Origin of the sequence: Streptomyces sp. RKAG290 (assembly GCF_023701695.1) — a bacterium.
GTDB lineage: Bacteria > Actinomycetota > Actinomycetes > Streptomycetales > Streptomycetaceae > Streptomyces.
Genome location: NZ_JAJOZC010000004.1, coordinates 1 through 20,691, shown reverse-complemented (window position 1 = coordinate 20,691; position 20,691 = coordinate 1). Strand labels below are relative to the sequence as shown.

The 20,691-nt window shown below is 69.7% G+C and carries 16 protein-coding genes and 6 pseudogenes; 13 read left to right on the top strand and 9 right to left on the bottom strand.

The window, feature by feature from the left end; translation table 11 throughout:
- Window positions 1-1,323 precede the first annotated feature (1,323 nt).
- On the top strand, window positions 1,324-1,479 hold the full coding sequence (locus tag LNW71_RS35140; RefSeq protein WP_250972287.1) for a hypothetical protein: 156 nt from the start codon (window positions 1,324-1,326) through the stop codon (window positions 1,477-1,479).
- A gap of 323 nt (window positions 1,480-1,802) precedes the next feature.
- On the opposite strand, the gene LNW71_RS35135 is transcribed toward LNW71_RS35140, so the two are convergent.
- Window positions 1,803-2,165 (bottom strand): SRPBCC family protein, encoded by a 363-nt coding sequence (locus LNW71_RS35135; protein ID WP_250972286.1) that lies wholly within the window; start codon window positions 2,163-2,165, stop codon window positions 1,803-1,805.
- An 84-nt stretch (window positions 2,166-2,249) separates the two neighbouring features.
- Complete coding sequence (locus tag LNW71_RS35130; RefSeq protein ID WP_250972285.1) at window positions 2,250-2,618, bottom strand: MerR family transcriptional regulator; 369 nt, start codon at window positions 2,616-2,618, stop codon at window positions 2,250-2,252.
- 211 nt (window positions 2,619-2,829) lie between these two features.
- Here LNW71_RS35130 and LNW71_RS35125 point away from each other — a divergent pair, with 211 nt between their 5' ends.
- Both LNW71_RS35125 and LNW71_RS35120 read left to right on the top strand, forming a co-directional pair.
- The gene (locus tag LNW71_RS35125) at window positions 2,830-3,780 is read left to right on the top strand and encodes a chlorophyllase (protein ID WP_250972284.1); all 951 of its coding nucleotides are present in this window, start codon (window positions 2,830-2,832) and stop codon (window positions 3,778-3,780) included.
- Between the two features lie 172 nt (window positions 3,781-3,952).
- Window positions 3,953-4,195, top strand: a pseudogene (locus LNW71_RS35120) (transposase); the annotation flags it as partial.
- A 328-nt stretch (window positions 4,196-4,523) separates the two neighbouring features.
- On the opposite strand, the gene LNW71_RS35115 reads toward LNW71_RS35120, so the two are convergent.
- Both LNW71_RS35115 and LNW71_RS35110 read right to left on the bottom strand, forming a co-directional pair.
- Window positions 4,524-4,739, bottom strand: coding sequence for a VOC family protein (locus LNW71_RS35115; RefSeq protein WP_250972283.1), 216 nt, complete (start codon window positions 4,737-4,739; stop codon window positions 4,524-4,526).
- Window positions 4,740-4,780: 41 nt separating this feature from the next.
- Window positions 4,781-5,224, bottom strand: coding sequence for a 4a-hydroxytetrahydrobiopterin dehydratase (locus LNW71_RS35110; RefSeq protein WP_250972282.1), 444 nt, complete (start codon window positions 5,222-5,224; stop codon window positions 4,781-4,783).
- A 199-nt stretch (window positions 5,225-5,423) separates the two neighbouring features.
- Between LNW71_RS35110 and LNW71_RS35105 the strand changes: the two are divergent.
- The 7 genes and pseudogenes from LNW71_RS35105 to map all read left to right on the top strand — a co-directional run.
- A pseudogene (locus LNW71_RS35105) lies at window positions 5,424-5,927 on the top strand (GNAT family N-acetyltransferase); the annotation flags it as partial.
- Window positions 5,928-7,465: 1,538 nt separating this feature from the next.
- Window positions 7,466-7,642, top strand: coding sequence for a hypothetical protein (locus tag LNW71_RS35095; RefSeq protein ID WP_185092565.1), 177 nt, complete (start codon window positions 7,466-7,468; stop codon window positions 7,640-7,642).
- Between the two features lie 10 nt (window positions 7,643-7,652).
- A complete protein-coding gene (locus tag LNW71_RS35090) occupies window positions 7,653-8,375 on the top strand; it encodes a hypothetical protein (protein ID WP_250972281.1) in 723 nt (240 codons plus the stop codon).
- A 44-nt stretch (window positions 8,376-8,419) separates the two neighbouring features.
- Window positions 8,420-9,423 (top strand): annotated as a pseudogene (locus LNW71_RS35085) (hypothetical protein).
- A gap of 49 nt (window positions 9,424-9,472) precedes the next feature.
- On the top strand, window positions 9,473-10,396 hold the full coding sequence (locus tag LNW71_RS35080) for a hypothetical protein (RefSeq protein WP_250972280.1): 924 nt from the start codon (window positions 9,473-9,475) through the stop codon (window positions 10,394-10,396).
- Window positions 10,393-11,594, top strand: a pseudogene (locus tag LNW71_RS35075) (serine hydrolase domain-containing protein). The gene LNW71_RS35080 and the pseudogene LNW71_RS35075 overlap by 4 nt, the downstream one beginning before the upstream one ends.
- A 329-nt stretch (window positions 11,595-11,923) precedes the next feature.
- Window positions 11,924-12,691: a type I methionyl aminopeptidase gene (gene map, locus LNW71_RS35070; RefSeq protein WP_250972279.1), complete on the top strand. Its 768-nt coding sequence runs from the start codon at window positions 11,924-11,926 to the stop codon at window positions 12,689-12,691.
- A 172-nt stretch (window positions 12,692-12,863) separates the two neighbouring features.
- Here map and LNW71_RS35065 read toward each other — a convergent pair whose 3' ends face one another.
- Window positions 12,864-14,150 carry a sodium:proton antiporter gene (locus LNW71_RS35065; protein ID WP_250972278.1) on the bottom strand — a complete coding sequence of 429 codons (1,287 nt, stop codon included), beginning with the start codon at window positions 14,148-14,150 and terminating at the stop codon, window positions 12,864-12,866.
- A gap of 597 nt (window positions 14,151-14,747) precedes the next feature.
- Here LNW71_RS35065 and LNW71_RS35060 point away from each other — a divergent pair.
- The 3 genes and pseudogenes from LNW71_RS35060 to LNW71_RS35050 all read left to right on the top strand — a co-directional run bounded on the left by LNW71_RS35060 (window position 14,748) and on the right by LNW71_RS35050 (window position 15,878).
- Window positions 14,748-15,161, top strand: coding sequence for a phage holin family protein (locus LNW71_RS35060; RefSeq protein WP_250972277.1), 414 nt, complete (start codon window positions 14,748-14,750; stop codon window positions 15,159-15,161).
- Entirely contained in the window at window positions 15,158-15,613 is a 456-nt protein-coding gene (locus tag LNW71_RS35055; protein WP_250972276.1) for a DUF3618 domain-containing protein, read from the top strand. The genes LNW71_RS35060 and LNW71_RS35055 overlap by 4 nt, the downstream gene beginning before the upstream one ends.
- Window positions 15,613-15,878 (top strand): annotated as a pseudogene (locus tag LNW71_RS35050) (DUF4235 domain-containing protein). Before LNW71_RS35055 ends, LNW71_RS35050 begins: the two are co-directional and overlap by 1 nt.
- Window positions 15,879-15,941: 63 nt before the next feature.
- On the opposite strand, the gene LNW71_RS35045 reads toward LNW71_RS35050, so the two are convergent.
- The 4 genes and pseudogenes from LNW71_RS35045 to LNW71_RS35030 form a co-directional block, all read right to left on the bottom strand.
- The gene (locus LNW71_RS35045; RefSeq protein ID WP_250972275.1) at window positions 15,942-16,967 is read right to left on the bottom strand and encodes a C40 family peptidase; all 1,026 of its coding nucleotides are present in this window, start codon (window positions 16,965-16,967) and stop codon (window positions 15,942-15,944) included.
- A gap of 356 nt (window positions 16,968-17,323) precedes the next feature.
- The gene (locus LNW71_RS35040) at window positions 17,324-18,358 is read right to left on the bottom strand and encodes an ABC transporter permease (RefSeq protein WP_250972274.1); all 1,035 of its coding nucleotides are present in this window, start codon (window positions 18,356-18,358) and stop codon (window positions 17,324-17,326) included.
- Window positions 18,359-18,665: 307 nt separating this feature from the next.
- A pseudogene (locus tag LNW71_RS35035) lies at window positions 18,666-19,778 on the bottom strand (sugar ABC transporter ATP-binding protein); the annotation flags it as partial.
- 296 nt (window positions 19,779-20,074) lie between these two features.
- The coding region (locus LNW71_RS35030; protein ID WP_250972273.1) for a substrate-binding domain-containing protein at window positions 20,075-20,691 on the bottom strand (617 nt) is incomplete at its 5' end.

Genomic DNA, 20,691 nt, shown 5'->3' with positions numbered 1-20,691 from the left:
GTCCGCCGTGGCCAGGAGGGTGCCCCAGGGCTGCCAGGTCGCGTTCGGCATGGTGCTGACGGATGTAGACGGTCAGATCCGCCACGCGCTGCGCATGTTCGGCATCGTGACAGAGCGGCCCGGCGCCCAGCGCCCGCCCGACCTCGTCCAGGACGCGCGCACAGACGTCTGCCACCACAGCCCTGGCGCGCGAGGCCAGTGCGATGGCCCGCTCCCGTCCTCCAGTGGGTGGCGTCGATCTCCTCGGCCGCCTTGCCGAGCACACACTGCGCGCCGTACAGGAGGACATCGACCGTCCCGAGGTGCGCCGCCAGCAGCTGATCGGGCTCGCGCCGCCGCGCCGCTCGCAGCAGTACGTCGGCAACGCCGCGGGCGCCGCCCAGCCAGCACGCGGCGACCCCGACCCCGCCGTGCGAGAAGCCGGGCCGCCGCAGGTAGGCATCCACTGCCCCGAGTGGCCGGGCCGGCACGTCGGTGAAGCGCACCTCGGGGGTGTCGCTGCCGGCCATGCCCACCGCCTGCCAGGAACCTTCCACCGGGGAACAGCCGGCATCGTCGGTGGCCACGGCGAACAGCCGGCGCCCGTCCTCGGTGTCGGCGGTCACCAGTGCGTGAGTGCAGCTGTGTGCCCCCGAACAGAACGCCTTCACACCGTCGAGGCGCCAGCCGGCCCGGCTGTCCCGGCGGGCGTCGAGCACGGAGCCGGGGGTTGCGCCGCCCAGACCCCCATCGCTCGCCCGGGGCAGGCACGGGCGCACCGAGCTCGTGCAGGATCGCGCGCGCGTCCGAGTGGCCCTCGGCGAGACGTGCCAGGGACAGATCCTCACGCCCGAGTCGTGCAGCGTTCTCAGCCGGCGCAGTGTCGCGCCCGAGCCCGGCAGCGGAAGATTCGCGGCACCGCTGTCCACCCAGCGGGCGAAACGTTCGGCCGCGGTACGGCGCAGTACGCGGCCGTCCGGCCCGTCGGCCGACTCTGAGATCAGGGTTGCTGTCATGCAGTCCACATTCACCCCAAAATCATTCCCATGCCTCGCGGACGTGTTTCCGCCCGCGGGCCACGTGCTGCGGGGGTGTCCTGCGTGCCGCCTCGTCCGCCCTCTCGATCCGCGGCGGAGCCACAGAGACCGTTGGGTCGAGGTCGTCGTCCATACGCGGAAGCGATTCGACATCACCGTCTGCGTGAAAGCGAAGTTGTTGGGCACAAGGATGAAGCGAGACAGGGATCCAGCGGCCTGAACGGCCAGGATGTACCGGTCGAGCGAGAAGAGAGCACCGTGAAACGCAAGTGTGCACGGGCTCAAGAGACTAAAGATCGGAACCGAAATGATTCTGCTTGGCGCTATTCTGCTCATAATCGGCCTGCTCGTCGGCGTTTCGCTGCTGACGACGATCGGTGGCGTGCTCGTTGTGGTCGGCGCCGTTCTGTGGATCCTCGGTGCGAGCGGGCGCAAGGTCGGTGGGCGCAAGCACTACTTCTAGGAGCACCGCTGAGGCGCGCGCCTGTGGAGCTGCGAGCTCGCAGGCGAAGCTGCCCTCTTAGGAGGTGACGATTGCGGTGTACACCTGAGACGCGGGAGCTGGGCGAGGGCGATGACCCTCGCCCACTCCAGCCGGCCCATTCGACTACCGGGGCGGACACACCCCCCAGGTTCTCGACCGCCGCGGCGCCAGGGCCGCCAACGGCGCCACCAGCCGCCCCGGCAGCAGTCGTAGGCCCGCCGAGGGGACATCGTCACCCGGCGGCGGAACGACTGCGCCGCGCGTTCCGTCCACGCAGCCGACCGCTCGTCGTAGCCGTCGGCTCAGTCGTGGACCAGATGACGTAACGCGCGGTGGGCCAGTGGGGCGTACGCGATGACGGCCAGGGCGGGGCCGTCGATGTGCAGCTCGGCCTCCGCGCCGGAAGGCGTGCGGGCTCGGACGGAGTGCCACAGCCGCATCCGTACCGGACCCACCTGAACCCGCCATCGCCAGGTGCGGGCCTGATGGTCGACGGCCTCGATCACGAAGGCGACGCTCGGCCCCACCACGGGCACCACCCGGCCGCGCATCCCCGCCCGCAGTTCGGCCTCCGCCTCCACGGCCCGGATCTGCGGAGCCCATGTGGACCAGGCTGCCGTCCGCACATACCGCTGCCAGACCGTCTCCACGTCTGCCGCGCCCATGGCGCGCACCGTTCTTCGCACCTCCCCACCATGCTCGGGGAAAGGCGGTGTGCGCCTGTCGGGCAGGCCGCGCTACGCGGTGGCCTACGGCCGGCAGACCCGGCCCGTGGCCAGGTTGTCGGTGGCGGCGCGGACAACGGAGTCGAGCCGGTCCCGCGCCTGGGTCAGGTCGGTGATGCGCCGGTCGATGTGCGCACGCTCGGCGGCCAGTCGTTCCAGGAGCTCTGGCGTGGCGGTGCCCTCGACGACGCACGGCACAAGGTCCACGATCGTCCTGCTCGAGAGCCCGGCGGCGTACAGCTGCTGGATCAGCTCGACCCGGCCGACCGCGCTCGCCGAGTAGTGGCGCTGGCCGCTGGGGCTGCGTCGGGACGTCAGCAGGTGCTGCTCCTCGTAGTAGCGCAGGGCCCTGACGCTGACGCCGGTCCGGGCGGCCAGTTCTCCGATGCGCATCTTCTCTCCTTCATGACGCACGCCGCATGACTTGCCCCTGACGTCAACGTCAGGTTTTAGCGTAGCTCGCGTGAGCCTCGACGAGAGGCCGAAGATGTCCCCGGCTGTACGGCAAGCGTTTCGCGCGGCGAACTGGACGGGCCTGCCCCGCCCGCCCCGGCGCCGATCGCGTGGCCCAAGAACCCGTACGGCGTGAATGGAGCGCAGCCTCATGATCAATCCCGTACCTGTGCAGACCGGTGTCGCCCACGCCATGGCCCCTGTTCCGGTCGTCTCGGTCAAGCCGGTCGTACTGCCCGCACCCGAACGCGGTGCGGACCTGCACGTACGCGTATCCGCTCCGGCCACCGGGCACGACCTGCCGATCGTTCTCTTCGCGCACGGGTTCGGCTCGAACCTGGACGGCTACGCGCCACTGGTCGATCACTGGGCCGCCCACGGCTTCGTGGTGATGCAGGCCACCCATCTCGACTCCAAGAGGCTGCACCTTGCAGGGGAGGACCCCCGCAAGCCTCAGGTGTGGCGCCACCGGGTCGAGGACATGAAGCGCATCCTCGACGGGCTCGACGTGCTGGAGGCGGCCGTTCCCGGCCTGGCCGGGCGAGTGGACCGCCGTCGGACAGTCGCGGCCGGGCATTCCTTCGGCGGGCAGACGGCAGGCATTCTGGTGGGTCTGCGCGTCGTCGACCCGCAGACCGGCGTCGCGCAGGACATGTCCGACCCCCGGGTCCGGGCGGCCATCCTGCTGGCCACAGCGGGCAGAGGCGGAGACGGCCTGACCCCCTTCGCCCGGCAGAACCTGCCCTGGCTGCGGGGCCAGGACTTCTCCCGCATCACCGCGCCGGCACTGGTGGTCGCCGGGGACAGGGACGAACTCCCGCTCTCCACCCGGGGAGCTGCCTGGACGACCGACCCGTACACCCTCAGCTCCGGCGACAAGCACCTGCTCACCCTGTTCGGCGGTGAGCACTTCCTCGGTGGCATCTCCGGTTACGAGGCGGCGGAAACCACGGACGAGAGCCCCGAGCGCGTCGCCCTGGTCCAGCAGGTCACGCTCGCCTACCTGCGCCACGTCACCGGCATCGCCGACGCCGACTGGGCGGCAGCCCGAACCGCCCTGGCCGAGGATTCCCACCCACTGGGGCGGCTGGATTCGAAATAGCACCACACAGACCACCTATGACAGCGCGTCAGAAACCCCGCCGAACCGAGGGCAACGGCCTTCGCTGCCGGCGGCCGAAACTTGGAGAAACTCTTCATCCGGCGCCTCTCACGATTGCGCGGCTGATGAATTTCGTCTTGGTCCTGACGTCACCTTCTCCTCATTCTTGTACCCGGACCGCTGCCGTAGCGCGGGCATCCCCGATGATCTGACGTTTGCCGACAAGCCCCAACTCGCGGCCTGCGCGGTCGAGCGAGGCCTGAACGCGGGGAACCCCCGTGCGCCGGGTCGCGGGCGACGAGGTCTACGGTGACAACCCGCACGTGCGGCCTCCCTGGAAGACTGCCGGACCGGCTACGTCCTCGCTGTCTCCTGCACCCACGCAGGCATCACGCCTGCGGTGAGGTTTCAGGCGAAGCCCTGGCCGCGCGCCCACGAATGCTGCCTGCCAGCGGGGACGGTCTACGTGGTGACTTGCGGCCACCACAGGATCTTGAGTCTCCGCACAGCGGTGACGTACCCGTTCCCGCTGCGGCCCCACCAAAAAGATCACCATGCAACGTCGGGAAGTCCAGCCCCCTCATGCGTCAGCGGGAGGATCCAGCCTTCGCATCGGTTCTGTGTAAGTAGCGATTCCAAGAATGCTGAGCAGAGGGGCGAGGCTGTGTCAGAGCTGTTCAACGAGGAGACACGCAAGCTGCTGGACGGGAGGAACTTCGCCACCGTCGCGACGCAGGAAGCGTTCACGGGCAGTCGGTGGTCGGCTCGGGCGGGCCGGCTACGCCGACGCACGCCTCGTTGCCCTCGGGGTCGGCCAACACCCAGTTCGACGGCGCGTCGGCATCGTTCACCAGGCGGCCACCAGCCGCGAGCGCGGCGGCTATCCGGGCCTCGGCCTGGTCGTAGGGCACCCACACATCGACGTGTACCCGGTTGCGCTGGGGGCGCGGTGCGTCCATCTGCTGAAAGTAGAACGGTGCCCCACGGCGGCGCGGGTCTATCAGGTCCTCGCCGCTGCCCGCACACGGTCCCGGTAGCCGAGCAGGGCACGCCAGAACGCCACCACGCCGGGACCTGCGAGGGCATCGATAGTGACCTGGACGGTCTGCACGGCCGACGGATCGGCCGGTATGCCCAACGTACGAGCCACCGCCGAGATCTGCCGGGCCAGCTCCACGTGCCGTTCGGTTAGCCCGTAGTAGTTACCCGTGACCGTGATCAGCCGTACGGTCACGCCCTCCTGCCGCACGTCGACGTCCGGATGCTCCTCCCCAACACCGGGTATCTCACTGATCGCCTGCACGAACTGGGCGCCGACCGCGAACGACGCGGTACGAAAGTACGCACACGCTCCCTCGCCCACGACACGCCAATCCTCCACGCCGACGGTCCCGTGGAACTGCTGCGGCCTGATGCGCACGATCTTGCTCTCTGCGTAGGTCATGTGATCAACGTAGCGTGCAGGTCCCACGCCCCCTTCGGCCATCCGGTACATCGGAACTACTCGTCTATAGGTCTCCCACCAGGCCTGAGTGTCCGCCCGGCTTGGAAGGCAGGCGCCGTCGGCAGTGCAGACAACGACCTCCGCATCAACCTGGCCACTGCCATCGAGTGCGCGTGCGAGCCCGTGCGAGGATCTCGACGTGAACGATCTGCGCTTCCGCCTCGCCGAGGAGACCGACCTTGCCGCTCTCGTCCGACTGCGTGACGAGGCCGCCCACTGGATGCTCACCCATGGCGTCACCGGCCAGTGGCAGCCCGGTCAGCTCGACGAGGCCCACTTCCGCAGGGCCATGACCGGTGGTGAGGTCTGGCTCGCCGAGGCTGGTGACCGCGTGGCGGGTGCGTGGGAGGTGTGGTGGGAGGACGAGGACGCCTGGGGACCACAGCCACCGGTGGCCGGCTACGTGCATCGGCTGATGGTGGACCGCAACAACGCCCAGCCGGGGACGGGGCGGTTCTTGCTGCGGGCCGCGGAGCGCCGCATTGCCGCGGCAGGGCGGGCGTTCGTGCGTCTGGACTGTTTGGCCGGCAACGCGCGGCTGAACTCCTACTACCTGGACGCCGGCTACCAAGTCGTCGGCCACAAGGCCGGTAAACCGCAGCCGGGCGGTGCGCCCAAGTCGTTCACACTCCTGGAGAAGACCTGCGGACCGGCCGCGGGGCCCAGCGACTGCAGCCCGAGGGACACCTCCACTGAAGACGATCACGGCGGGGAGTTCAGCATCGATCGCCCCCTCCTGCGTGCTCTGCTCGTCCTGACCAACGTCGAAGTCAACCGCTGGCAGATGAGCCACTCCACAGCTGCCGCCCACGGCCGGCGTGAGCACCCCGGAACCGTCACACCAGCCCGTCGGCCGGCGACTTCAGAGCGACACGCTCAACAGGAGCGCCAGCCCGAGGAGGGGGCATTCGCGGGACAGCCCGACTCCGGCGGTGGCACCGCGAGTTCGTCAACCGGTTCTCCATGCCAGGGAGTGGCTGTCGTGTTCCGTCGGGATGATGATCACCGATGCCGTCCACCAGGCGGTGCTGACGATCCGGGCATCGGCGTGACGCCAGCAATCGAGTCGGACGGTCAGCTCCGTGACGGTGCCTGGGTCGCTGAACTCGCCGGGCACGTTCTCAAGCACACCACAAAGGGCCCGTCAGTAAGCCGCTCGGCCCGTCATGAACGGTCGAGACCAGACCGCTAACCGATAATTTGCCGCGCTGGGTCGCCTTTATCAAGGCTTACGTCTCGGTGAACAGTGCGATTTCGCGTGTTCGAATTATGGTGTGCCAATTTCCCCGGTCTCGATATCTTTCGTTTATCCAGAAAAAAGGCTCCTGTCTCCGATCGTCGGAACAGAAATATGCCGAATATAGCTGCCCCCATCCTCACGCAGCGTGGAGGGCGAGCTTCACCGGGCGGGGGAGCAGTGGTCGTGCGGCTCCGGCCTAGGTCTCGCCGATGCCGCCAGTGACGGAATCCCTGAGGGTGGATCTGCGGTGGACGGTGGTGGGTGACGAGTAGATTGCCGCCGCTCGACGGGGTGATCACGGAGTCTCCCCAGACGGTGTGAACTTCCGCAGCGGGTCGTCCACGTCGACCGTATTTCCAGCCGCAAGTCCCGGTGAATATCCATGGTCTGCTGGGCGTCGACGCTTTTTCCGGCAGTCGGGAAAGTTCACCGAGCTGGTATCCGTTCCTCCGGCCTTTGCGCCTGTGCCGCCCGAAGGGCCACGTCCCGGTTCCGTCTGTCGGGAGAGGCTTCGCGGCCTGGCTGCTCCCGGCCACTGACCTCGCGAGTCGGGACCGGGCGGCGGGGCGGTGCGGCCGCCGCGAGTTCGGGGCGCGCAGGGTTCACTGCCCCAGTCTGCCCGCGCGGGAGTGCGGCAGGAGCACCCCGCCCATCGCACCCCGCCCATCGCACCCCGCCCATCGCACCCCGCCCACGTTTTTATCGACCGCTCGCTTTCACGCCCTCTATGGCGCTGGATGCGCCCGGCGCGCCACCGACCGTTCGAGTGAGTGAAATGGGCGCTGTCCAGGCCAACGCCTTGCTGGGGACGCATGAATGCGCCATTCAATTGAATGAAGAAATTTCCCCGCTGGCCGGCCTCTCCGATTTGCGGCTATACATTTCATGTATTTCACTCGGTACGTACGGCAACCCCACTTCCCACAGGACGGGCAACACCCATGTACACCACCGAAACAACTGCCACCGACATCGAGCTCGACCTCGACGCGGCGCTCAACCCGGGCGAGGCCGAAGGCTTCTACCGTGACTCCCGCGAGTGCGCGTATCTCGCCCTCCTCGGAGGCGGCTCCGCACTGCTGCTCTCGCCGCCGACCCCGCGCCCGAAGAAGGGCTAGTCGGTAGCAAATGGACCAGTCACATGCCTCGTCCCCCCTCGCGGGTGCCGTGCATGACCTGGCAACAGAGGTGGTCCTCGCTCTTCGGAGCGGGGACCACCTCGCCACGGTCTGCGGCGCCGCCGGAATCGACGAGGACAACCGGACAGGAATTGCCGCGGTACGCGTCATCGGAGCCGATCTGCTTCTGCCCAGTGTTCTGTACGGGCGCAATCCGCACCCCGGAGACATCGCCGTGCTCCACCGTGCCGTGCTCGAATTCCCGCCCCGGCCCGACGCCTCGGACGCCACGGCCTGGAGTCACTGGGGCATGATGTCCGCCCTGCACCGGACGGCGCCGGCCACCACCCCCGGACAGCCGCCGGTCGGCGGACTCGGACCCGGTGCCGGCGAGCCGGACGCGGCGTGGCTCGAAGGAGCTCCCTGGCAGGCCTTCACCCATCAGCTCTCCGTGCTGGCCCCGCTCGCCGTCCCGGCCGCCTCGTCGGCCGTGCACCGGGCCGCCGCCCACCGGGTCGTGGACCTGTCCCGGGGGTTCGTGCGTGCGGTGCGGCGGCGCAACTGGCTCCAAGCGGCGGGCGCCGGCCGCTGGCTGGCCGCACTGGACGGCCGGCCCGACAGCCTGGGCCTGGAACGCGGACTCGACTTCGTCGAGCTCATGGGCGGCCCGGACCCCCGCGTCGCGCTGCACGTACGGGCGGCCCGACTGATGGCCGAGGGGCGGGCGCGGTGACGGCACCGGCGGCCACCGCCCCCGGCGGCACGGCGGGGGCGGCAATGTCCGTCCTGCCCCGCGTGCTGCGGCAGGCGCTCGGCTGGGCCCACGCGCACCGGTCGGGCTTCGTGCTCCCCCGGACGTACTGGAGCCGCACACCGAGGTCAACCGCACGCTGAAGCCCCTCGGTGAACTGGCCCAGCTCTGCACCACGATCTGCCGCAGCACCACCCCGGGCACCCCGGAACACGGGACGGCCGGGGACCTCATCACGTTCGCGTGGGACCAGGTGCACGCCGGCGACCTGTTGCTGGAGCTGCTGCGCGGTGAACCCTTCGCCGCGTACCCGTACGAGATCTACGCGGCCTTCGCCGGGTACGGGCTGCGCAACGAGGGCTTCGAACGCCTGGCCGGGACGCTTTCCGTGACCAGGGGCTGGGCCCACACCGAGCAGCACGCCAACCGGGAGCTGGGACTCATCAACTCGGAGCGGCGGGTCGGCACCGCCCCGCACGCCGATGCCGGTGCGGTCCTCGCGCGCACCTGGCTGGGCGGGCTGTCCGAACCGTGGATGTTCGAGGGGCCCTCCGGCTACGCGCTGACCCACACCGTCTTCCACATCACGGACTGGTGCTGCGTCCCCGAGCGGATGCCCGCCGACATCGACGCCTATCTGCGGGCCTGGCTGCCGCCCTGGGTCGACGGCTGTCTGGAGAGCCGGCAGTGGGACCTGACCGGCGAGCTGCTCGCGGTCGCGGCGGCCCTGCCGGGTCCGCCTCCCACGGACCTGCTGGACGCCGCGTGGCCGGCGCTCGCCGCCGCGCAGGCCCCGAGTGGCGCGGTACCGGAGACAGGCCCGCTGATCTCTCCGGCGCAGGCGTCTCAGCCGGAGGCCCCGCCGGAGGTCGCCCCGCCGGGCGGTGCGGGTCCGGAGCCTGACCCGTACCCCTTCCTCGCCTGCTACCACTCCACCCTGGTGACCGCGTTCGCCGCCGCGCTGTCCCTCAAGCGGCTGACCGCGCACCGGGCGGATGCCGCAACAGCGGACACCGGGGCCGCGGTATGAGCCGCGCCGGCCTCCTGCCCCGCACCAGTCGCACGAAGGGAGTTGCCGCATGAGCGGCATCCAGCAGATCCATGACGTGGGCGCGCGGGCCCTGGGGTGGCTGTACGAGCATCGGGCAGGCTTCCGGCTGGACGACGACCCGCCTCCCGAGGTGGGTGTCCTGGACCGGTTCAAGCCACTCGGTGAACTGGCGCTCATCAGCAAGGTCATCTTCCGCGAAGGGGTCGCCGGATCCCGGCAGGCCGCCCTGGCGCGCAAGCTCCTCGACCACGCCTGGCACGAACTGCTGGGCTCGGGAAGCCGGTTGGTCGACGGTCAGCGGCGCGAACCGCTCTGCCCGGTTCCCATGGAGGTCTACGTACCCTTCCGGGAACTGGGGTTCCGGGAGCCGTCCCTGGAAGCGGCCGTCCGGTTGAACCACGGCCTGAGCAGCTGGGGCGCGCTGGAGGTCGTCCCGGTGCGCCGGCTCGGACTCAGCGCCATGGAGCGCCGCTTCGGGGTGGAGCCGAGCGTGCCCGTCGACGAGGCGTACCGGCGCACCTGGCTGTCCCGGCGGCCCGAGCCCTGGACGGTCGAGGGCAACATCGGCTACGACATCACCCACACGGTCTTCCACCTGACCGACTGGGGCGCGAATCCGGCCGGGCTGCCCGCCGACGTGGCGGACTACCTGGCCCTCTGGCTGCCGGTGTGGCTGGACGACTGGCTCGACCTGGGCCGCTGGGACCTGCTGGGCGAGCTGCTCGTCGTCGACGCCTGCCTGCCGGAGCCGACCCTGGACCCGGCCGCCTGGGCAGGGTTCGCCGGGGCCCAGCAGCCGGACGGGGCGATGCCGGTGATGGGCGCCATGCCGGAGGGCGACGAGGAGTCCGTCTTCGACCTCGTCTACCACCCCACGCTGGTGGCGGCGTTCGCCTCGGCGCTGGCTCTGTCCCGCGCCCTGTCGGATCTCGCCGCCCCGGCCCCGGCGTGACGGCCCCGCAAGACGTCCGCCGGGCCCCGTCCGTCCGTCCGTCCCAGGACGACGCGGCGAGGGCCCGGCTGCTGGCCGAGGCTGCCCGGACCATCGACGCACCCGACCTCGTGATCGCGCTCAGCCACCGGGGCCACCGCACCTTCCAGCTCGGCGGGAGCGACGTGCCCGCAGCCACTTCCGGCGATGTGTTGGACGGCATGTCCGGTGGCGCGCGCGCAGCCATGTCCGACGACGAGTCCGAAGGCGCGTCCGGTGCCGCGCCCGCAGCCGTGCCCGCAGACGTGGCCGGCAATGCGCGCGAGGGCGTGCGCGGGGACCGCCTTCGCTACGAGCTCGGTTCCGCGTCCAAGCCCTTCACCGGACTGCTGCTGGCCGCACTCGTCGCGGCGGGCCGTCTGCGGTACGAGGACTCGGCAGCCGAACTGCTGGCACCTGGCCATCCGGTGCATCCCGCCGTGGGCGCCATCACCCTTCGCCATCTGATCACCCACACCTCGGCCTCCGCGCGCTGCCGGCCGACTTCTACCCGCAGGCGCTGCCCCGGTGGACCACCGAGCCGTACAGCCGCTACCCGGCCGACCGGATCGTCCGGGCCTTCCTCCGTGCCCGCCCGCGCCACCGGCCGGGCACCCGCTGGCACTACTCGAACTTCGCGGTCTCCGTACTCGGGCACACCCTGGCCGCCGCGACCGGCACGCCCTGGGAGGAGCTGCTCCAGCAGGAAGTGCTGGGCCCGCTCGGGCTGGACGGTACGCGGCTGCGCCCGGGTACGTCGGCGGGCGACGCCGTGGGGCACCGGCGCGACGGCAGGCCGCTGCCCGCGCTGGACACCGGCGGGTTCACCGCCGCCGGCGCGGTCCGGGCGACACCGACGGACCTGCTCACGTTCCTTGAGGCGCATCTCCCGGAAGCCACCGCGCCCACGCGCCCGTTGGCCGCCGCGCTCGCAGACGTGCGGCGCCCGTTGCTCCGGCGCGGGCTGGGGCACGCCCACACGCACACGCTGACCTGGTTCCGCCATCCGTCGGAGCGCGGGCCGGTCTGTTTCCATGCGGGAGCCACGCTCGGGCAGCAGATGTTCCTCGGCTTCCGCCCGGATACCGGCACCGCCCTGGCGGCCATGTGCACGCGGCGGGTGCACAGGACCGACCCCTTCATCGCGACGGTCCACGAGCTGTTGACGGAAAAGCTCTGACCGTACGCATTCGGCCTGTACGAGGGATGCCGGCAGCCCGGTCGACGCCGTGCGGTGCCGGAACGGGGCGAACCCGATGTCGTGCACGGCGGTGCGGAGCCGGTAGGCCGCCGGCCTCCCGGCCGGTCGTTCCGTGGTCGGTGCCGATGCGCCGAATGATGCGGTCGTCGACGTCCGGGCGGCATGTGGGCGCCCCGGGCCGCCGAGGCGCTCGCCCTCGTCGAGGCTCTTGCGGGCTCAGAAGGACTCGCATCAGGACTCCACCATGTCCGTGATACTAATACCGGTATAAGTATTGGTTGACGGCACATCGCAGGGAGTCAAGGCACATGGTGGAGATCAAGACCGACACGGCACTGGAGATGATGCGTGAAGCCGGACGCGTCGTGGCCCAGGCACTCGCGGCCGCACGCGGAGCGGCGGCCGTGGGGGTGAGCCTGCGCGAGCTCGACGAAGCCGCCCGCACCGTCCTGGACGAGGCCGGGGCGCGCTCTCCGTTCCTGGGCTACCAGCCCTCCTTCGCCCCCACGCCCTTCCCGGCGGTGATCTGCGCCTCCGTCAACGACGCCCTCGTGCACGGCATCCCCGGCGACTACCGCCTGCGCGACGGCGACCTGGTCAGCGTCGACTGCGGAGCCGAACTCGACGGCTGGACCGGTGACGCCGCGATCAGCTTCACCGTCGGCACCCCCCGCCCCGGCGACCTGGAACTCATCGCCGCCACCCAGCGGGCGCTGGACGCCGGAATCGCCGCCGCGACCGTCGGCCACCGCATCGGAGACATCGCGCACGCCGTCAGCACCGTCGCCCGTACCGTCGACTGCGGCATGCCGGCCGACTTCGGCGGCCACGGCATCGGCCGCCGGATGCACGAGGACCCCCACGTCCCCAACCACGGACGGCCCGGTCGCGGCTTCCCCCTCCGCCACGGCCTCACCCTTGCCATCGAACCCATGCTCATGGCCGGAGGGCGTAACGAGTACCGGACCGACCCCGACGGATGGACGCTGCGCACGATCGACGGCAGCCGCGCCGCCCACATCGAACACACCATCGCCGTCACCCGGGACGGCCCGCGCGTCCTCACCGTGCTCTGACCCCGAAGCCGCTCCCACCGGGCGGTGGACGTACGTCACGCCGCAGCGGCCGGGCCGCTGCGGCGTGACCGGCCGTGCCGGGCGTCTTCAAGTCCGCCTGCAGAACGGACTCGTCGGTCCGAGCCGCTCGTGGGCGACCGCGGAAGAACTCATGAGCGGAGCCGACACTGCGTCAGGCGGCCGGGCTGCGCGACGTGTTGTCGCCCAGCCTGTCGAGGTGGGCGATGACCGGAGGTGCCGAGGCGCCGTGAAGGAGGACCGACACCAGGATGGTGAAGATCACCACCGACCACATCTCGCTCTCGTACGCCCGGAAGTCACCTTCCCCGCAGGCGTAGGCAAGGTAGAAGAGCGAGCCGATCCCGCGGATACCGAAGAACGCGGTGACCAGACGTTCCTTTCGCCCGCCCAGTCCGCGGAGCTGTGAGAACCACCCCGCTGCCGGCCGTATCAGCAGATGCAGGAGCAGGCCCACGACGGCGCCCCGCCAGGTGAGGTGGCTCAGGGCGCCCGTCGCCACGTAGGCACCCACTCCGAAGAGCAGGACGGCCATCAGCAGTCGTTCGATCTGGTCGGTGAACTCGTGCAGGACCTTGTGGTAGCCGTGGCCGTGTTCGGACCTGCGCATGGCACAGGCGGTGACGAACACGGCGAGGAAGCCGTAGCCGTGCAGGCACTCCGTGACGCCGTAGGAGGCGAACGTCGCTCCCAGTGCCACGAAGCCTCCGCCGTTCTCGGAGAGCCGGAGGGACCGCGCGTCGGAGCGGAAGACCATCCGCCCGATCAGCGCTCCGGCGCCCGCCCCGACGGCCAGGCCCACGCCGATCCTGACCAGGACGTCGCTCAGGACCCAGTGCGAGATCCAGTCCGTCGACCAGCCGCCGCCGGCCGCCGCCAGCGCGACGGCGGCGAGGACGAAGGGAAAGGCGAGCCCGTCGTTGAGGCCGGCCTCGCTCGTCAGGGCGAAGCGCACCTCGTCCTCGTCGTACTCGGCATCCGTCGGTTCGCCGACCCTCACCTCGGAGGCGAGTACCGGGTCGGTCGGCGCCAGCACGGCAGCCAGCAGAAGGGCGACGGACAAGGGCCAGTCGAGCAGCCACCAGGCCGCGAGCGCCGTGGCGCCGATCGTCAGGGGCATGGCCAGTCCGAGCAGCCGCCAGGTCGTGGACCACTGCCGCCATCCGAACGGACGGTTGATGGCCAGACCCGCGCCCATCAGTGACGTGATGACGCAGAGCTCGGTGAGATGCTCCACCCAGATCCGGTCCGTGACGGGGTCGACCGCGGGAAGGGGCAGGGGGAGCAGGTACGTGGCCGTACCCGCTGCCAGGAACACCATGGGGACGGAGACCGGCAGGCGGAACAGCAGTCTCGGCAGGACCGCGGCGAGGAAGACGCCGATGCCGAGGCACGCATACACCGCGCCGGTGGTGGTGACAACCACGTCTGGCCTCTCCATTTGGTTGTGGCGAACTGCCGAACGCCCGTCACGTCGCGGCCCCGACAGGTACTTCCGTTTGTTTCCGTGCGGGGCGCGGTCGGTCTCCGTCCCCGATGCACTGACCGGCGGCTTCGAGCGGCCCCCGGCCGGACAGGACATGTCGTGCAAGTGCCGTAAAGACGTGCGGTGTCTGCCGCACGTACCCGCGAACCCATGATCGAATCACGGACGTTCAGGCGAGCTGCCGCCGGAAGTCGCGCTCCCACCATGGCGAAGCGGCAGCGGGCGGGACCCGCTGCTGGGGGTCGTCGAACGATTCACAGGGCACTTACCACCCCTCGGATGTCGTCTCGGGCGCCCCGTCACCGGAACGTCACCGTCGGCCCGATCCTGACGGCCCTACGCCCGCGGCAGTGCCTTCCGCTGTCAATCGTTTGCGCGTGAGGCGGTACCAGGGCAGTTGCTGGGTAGTCGCGCGATGACAGAGACACGCATTTCTCAACGAGGAGGTTCCGTCATGGCAGCTCCCTTCGCGGTGCGGCACCAGCCCGCCAAGGGGCAGCAGCTCGTGCTGATCCGAGCCCTGGAGACCGAGGAAGGCCGGGTGACCTCGTCATGAGCGGCGCGCAGCGGCAGACCCACGAGGGCGACGACTCGGTGAACGTACTGGTTTCGCGGGCCTCGCAGCAGATCTCGGAGCTGGTCCGCGAAGAGATGCAGCTGGCCCGGGTGGAAATGGCCCAGAAGGGCAAACGCTTCGGAAAGGGCGGTGGCCTGTTCGGCGCCGCCGGTCTCTTCGGCATCCTGGCAGCCCAGGCTCTCGTGGCGACCTGCATCGCCGTTCTCGCGTTGGCGCTGCCCGTGTGGGCGGCGGCCCTCGTCGTCACGGCGGTGCTGGCGGCAGTGGCCGCAGTGAGCGCCCTGGCAGGGAAGAGCCAGATCGCCAAGGCCGGCGCCCCCGCCCCCGAGCAGACCATCGACAGCGTCAAGGCCGACGTGGCCGAGATCAAGGAAAGGGCACACCGATGAGCGAGGAATCCCGACGCACACCCACCCCCGACGAGCTGCGCGAGAAGGTGGAGCGTACCCGCGACGAACTCGGGCACACCGTCGAGGCGTTGGCGGCAAAGGCCGACGTCAAGGCGCAGGCGAAGGAGAAGACTGCCGCTGTGAAGGAGCAGGCCGCCGAAAAGGCCGCGCTGGCCACGGACCAGATCCGCGAGAAGGCGGAGCAGGCCGCGCAGCTGGTGAAGGACAGGACACCCGATCCCGTCCTGGAGAAGACGGCGCAGGCCGCCGCCCAGGTGCGTGAGAGCACAGCCAGGGCCGGGCGTTACGCGGCGGACAAGGCTCCCGATCCGTTGCTCGAGAAGGCCGGCCAGGTCGCGACGATCGCGCGGGCAAACCGCACGCCGATCATTGCGGGCGGTGTGCTCATCGCCGCCTTCCTGCTGGTGCGGCGCAGCCGCGGGAACCGCTGATGAAGGCGTCCAAAATCGCCTACACGCCGGTCGGGCTGGCTTTGGGCGCCGCCAGCGGGTGGATAGCCGGGGCCGCGTTCAAGCAGGCGTGGAAGATCATCGAAGGCGATGGTGACGCCCCCGATGCCACGGACGAGGACCGGTCCTGGCAGCAGATCCTGATCGCGGCCGCCATCCAGGGCGTGATCTTCGGTGTGGTCAAGGCCACGGTCCAGCGCTCGGCGCTGTGGCCACACGACGGCTGACAGGCACCTGGCCGGGCTGATGTGCCGAGGCGCCGGCGCCGGCGACACGAGATGTCGCCGGCGCCGCCCGTGCATCGGGTGGGTCAGATGCGCACCGCGGCCTGGAAGCCGCCGATGGTGTTCATCGACTCGTAGCGGACGTAGGCGCCCGGGTACGGGGCGTGCAGCACGGTGTTGTTGCCCGCGTAGAGGCCCACGTGCGTGGTGTTGTTGAAGAAGACCAGATCCCCCGGCTTGAGCTGGCTGCGCGCGATCCGGGTGCCCTGGTTGATCTGGGTGTACGTGGTGCGGGTTATCTGGGCACCGGCCTGGGCGTAGGCCCACTGGGTCAGGCCCGAGCAGTCGAAGGCGTTGGGCCCGGTGGCGGCGCGGACGTACGGCTTGCCCACCCGGGAATCGGCGGCCTGCAGGGCGGCGGCTCCGAGAGCGGATGCGGGGACCTCGTTGCCGAGTTCGACCCGGTCGCCGGCGGCACGGCTGGCGCGCACGTCGTCCTGGCGCATCTTCTCGCGCTCGGCGGCGGTGAGGGTGTTGAGCACCTGCCGCGCCTCGGCGAGCTTGGCCTGCTGTTTCTTCTTCTTCTCGCCGAGCGTCTTGCGGACGTCCGCGAGGTCCTTCAGCTTGTCCTGGGCCTCCTTGCGCTCCTGCGCGAGGGACCGCTGCTTCTCCTGGATCTTCTCCAGTGATTCAGCCTGCTTGGCTGTCAACTGGTCCAGGGCCGAAGCCTGGTCGAGGAAGCTGTCCGGGTCCGAGGCGAGGAGGAGCTGCACGGAGGGATCGATGCCTCCGGAGCGGTACTGCGCCGCGGCGAGCGAACCGAGGCCGGAGCGGAGCGTGTTGAGCTCCTGCTGACCGCGGGCCACCTTGTCCTGGATCGCGCCGATCTGCTTCTGGAGCTTCTCCTGCTTCTCCTTGGCCAGGCTGTGCTGCTCGGTGGCCTCCTCCGCCTCGTGGTACAGCTTGTCGACCTTCGCCTTGACCTCGCTCTTGGTCGGCTTGGGGTCGGCGTGAGCGGCCTGGGAAGTGAGGGCCACGGCCGCGGCGGCGGTTGCGGTGAGCACGGTCACGCGGGTGCGGCTCGGGTTCTTGGGACGACGGTGGGACGCCACGAAGGCGAGCTCCTTCTTCGAGCCGCCTACCGGGCTGTGGGGGGACGTGAATCCCGGCTCCGTACACGTCACGGACTCGGCGGGCCTTCACTGCCACCCCGGATGGGTGAACAATCGTGCGAAGGTTCGAGGTCGACCTTAGTGACCATGCTGTGACCAGATCAATCCGCATGGGACGAATCTCTTCACAAGTGGTACTTCTTTTGCTCACATCGCACGGTGTGTAGCGATGACTTGACGGTCCGTTGCGTTGTTTCCGTGATCGTCGGCGCGCGTCCGCCGAACGGACGGCTCCCGGCCGCTGTCGCGCACGCGGTGGCTACAGCGGCCGGGAGTGAACTGCACGCACGAACAGGTCAGTGCGGGAGTCCCACTGCTCGCTCGCCACTGCGGCGCTGCTGGATGACGACGGCGACCACCAGCAGGGCGCCCTGGGCGACGTTCTGCCAGAAGGAGTTGATGCCCTGGACGGTGAGGCCGTTCTCGAGGGCTCCCAGGAGGGCCACGGCGAGGAGGGTGCCGCCGATGCCGCCCTTGCCGCCCTTGAGGGCCGCGCCGCCGAGCGCGGCGGCGGTGATGGCCTTCAGTTCGAGGCCTTCACTGCCGGAGGTGGGCTGACCGGATCCGGTGCGCGCGGTCAGCAGGATGCCGGCGATGGCGGCGACGATGCCGATGAGGGCGTAGACGCAGATCAGGTACTTGTTGATGTTGATGCCGGCGAGGCGGGCCGCGGTGTCGTTGCCGCCGATCGCGTAGACGTTGCGGCCGATGTCCGTGTACCTCAGCAGGAGATGGACGAGTACGGCGACGACGATGAGGATCCAGACCATGACGGGAAGTCCGGCGATCTTCCCGCGGCCGAGGAAGATGAAGAAGTCGTTGTTCAGGACGTAGCCCTGGGCCCGGCCGTCCGACAGGAGCTGGGCGAGCCCCTTGTAGGCGGCGAGTCCGGCCAGGGTGGCGATGGTCGGGTTGACCCGGCCGTAGACGATGATCAGGCCGTTGAGGATGCCGATGAGCAGGCCGACGCCGATGGCGGCGGCCATGCCGAGGAAGGCGTTGGTGTTGGTGCTGGTGAAGACCATGGCGCTGACCACGGACGCCACACCGGTCTGCGAACCGACGGAGATGTCGAGCCCGCCACAGATGATCACGACGGTCTGCACGATCGCGAGCAGGCCGGTGATGGTGGCTGCCTCGGCGATGACCTGCATGTTGGACAGGCTCAGGTAGTTGTCGTTGAGGATCCCGAACAGAACGAGCACGAGGATCAGCGCGCCGACGAGGCTGATGTTTTGCCCGCTGATGCGGGAGAGCAGCTTCGGCCGGGAGGAGGCCGGGCCTTGTGACGGTTCCTTGACTGCTGGGGAGGGGGCGCTGGTGGTGGTCATGAAGAGGCTCCGGGGTACGGGTGCTGATGATGTCGTCGGCCATCGCGAGGGCGAGGATGGACTCTTCGGTGGCCTCGTCGTGGTTGAGCTCGCCGGTGATGCGGCCCTGCTGCATGACGACGACCCGGTCCGCGAGACCGAGGAGTTCGGTGAGTTCGGAGGAGATGACCAGCAGGGCGACGCCCTCGGCGGCGAGGTCGGCGATGATCTGGTAGATCTCGGCCTTCGCGCCGACGTCGATGCCGCGGGTCGGCTCGTCCAGGATCAGGACCTTCGGCTTGCGGGCCAGCCACCGGGCCAGAACGACCTTCTGCTGGTTGCCGCCGGACAGCTTGCGCACCTCGTGGTCGATGGACGGTGTGCGCACCCGGAGCCGGTCGGTGTAGTGCTGGGCGAGCTCCCGCTCCGCGGACCGCCGCACGAAGCGCGAGCGCCGCAGCCGGTTGAGGACGACCAGCGAGATGTTGGCCCGTACGGACTGCTGCAGGAAGAGGGCCTGGGCCTTGCGTTCCTCCGGTGCGAGTCCGAGTCCGGCCCGGATCACCGCGCCGGGGCGGCCGCTCGGCAGCGCTGTGCCCTCGAGGGTGGCACTGCCGCTGTGGACGGGTTGATCGCCGGCCAGCGCCAGGGCGAGCTCGGAGCGTCCCGCTCCGATGAGTCCGGCCAGTCCGACCACCTCACCGGCGTGGACCTGCAGCGAGATGTCCTGCACGTCGTCGGTGGTGAGGTTCTTGACGTCGAGCACCAGCCGGTCGGTGGCCACCCGCTGCCGGACGAACATGGTGGAGAGGTCGCGGCCCACCATGAGGCGTACCAGCTCTGCCTCGTTCGTCGTGTCTGCCTGCTGGACACCGACCAGGCTGCCGTCGCGCAGCACGGCGATCCGGTCGGCGAGCTGGAAGATCTCCTGCATGCGGTGCGAGACGTAGACGATCGCGATGCCCTGGTCCCGCAGTCGCCGGATCAGGGCGAACAGGGCGTCCACCTCGTGCTCGGCCAGCGAGGAGGTGGGTTCGTCGAACGCGATCAGCCGGGCCGTCGTGCTGCCGGTGAGGGCGCGCATGATCTCGACCAGCTGGCGTTGGGCCGGGGTGAGTTGTGAGCCGAGGAGGTCGGGGTCCAGGACATCGGCGAAGCCGAGCCGGGTCAGATCGGCGTGGATCCGGCGGCGCAGTTCGGCTCGGTCGAAGCGCCTGCCGGCCTTGCGGGGCAGAGCGCCCGCGTAGACGTTCTCGGCGACGGAGATGTGCGGGATGATCTCCGGTTCCTGCGGGATGATCCGGATTCCGGCCGCGCGTGCCCGGGCGGGGGAGTCGAGGGTGACGCTCTCGTCGCCGAGGACGACGTGCCCTTCGCTCGGCTGGTGGTCGCCGGTGAGGATCTTGAGCAGGGTCGACTTGCCCGCACCGTTCTCGCCCATCAGTGCGGTGACCTGACCTGCCGGGAAGTCGAGCGTGATCCCGCTGAGCGCCTGCACGGCACCGAACCGTTTGGTGACGCCCGATATGCCGATGGACCCGACTGGGTTTCGGCGTCGGGTGGTCCGTCGGAAGGGTCTGGGCCGGCTGTCGAGTGGGGTGTTGTTGTCATGTGTCGATTCACCTCGAAGGCATGGCGCGCAGTGTGGTCAGTTGTGCCGCGAAGGCAGGGGGCGGTGCCGTTACGGCCCGTGGCTGCACCCCGGGTGCGGCCACGGGCCGGGCGGACCGGGCCGGGTCAGCTACAGGTGAGTCCGGAGGACTTCCAGTTGGAGTGGTCGATCATCGTGGTGGGGGCGAAGGCCTCCTTCGGGAAGTCCTTGCCGTTCTTGAGCTTGTCGTACATCGTCTGGACGGCGAGGGCGCCGACGTCCTTGCCGTTGATGAAGAGGGCGGCCTTCATGCCGGTCTTCTTGTCGGTCTGCCATTCCTTGCAGGCGAGGTAGGCACCCAGGCCGACGCCGATGACGTGGTCGGGACCGACCCCGGCGTTCTGCAGGGCGGTGACTCCGCCCATGGTGTTCTCGTCGTTGCAGCCCCAGACGACCCAGTTCTTGACCTTGGAGTTCGCCGTGATCGTCGCGGCGATCTTGTCCTGGGCGCCGGTGGGCGTGTTGTCGGTGGGCACGTTGATGGTCTTCACGCCCGGAACCGAGGCGTCGAAGGCCTTCTTGGCGGCCTTGACGCGGTCACCGCAGACGGTGACGTCCTGCTTCCACGCCGAGACGACACGGGTGTCGGAAGCCTTCCAGCCGGCCTTCTTGTACTCCTCGGCGGCGCGCTTGCCGACCTCGGTGCCCATCTGGGCGCCACTGAAGCCGATGCGGGAGACGAGGTCGTCCTTGCCGCACTTGG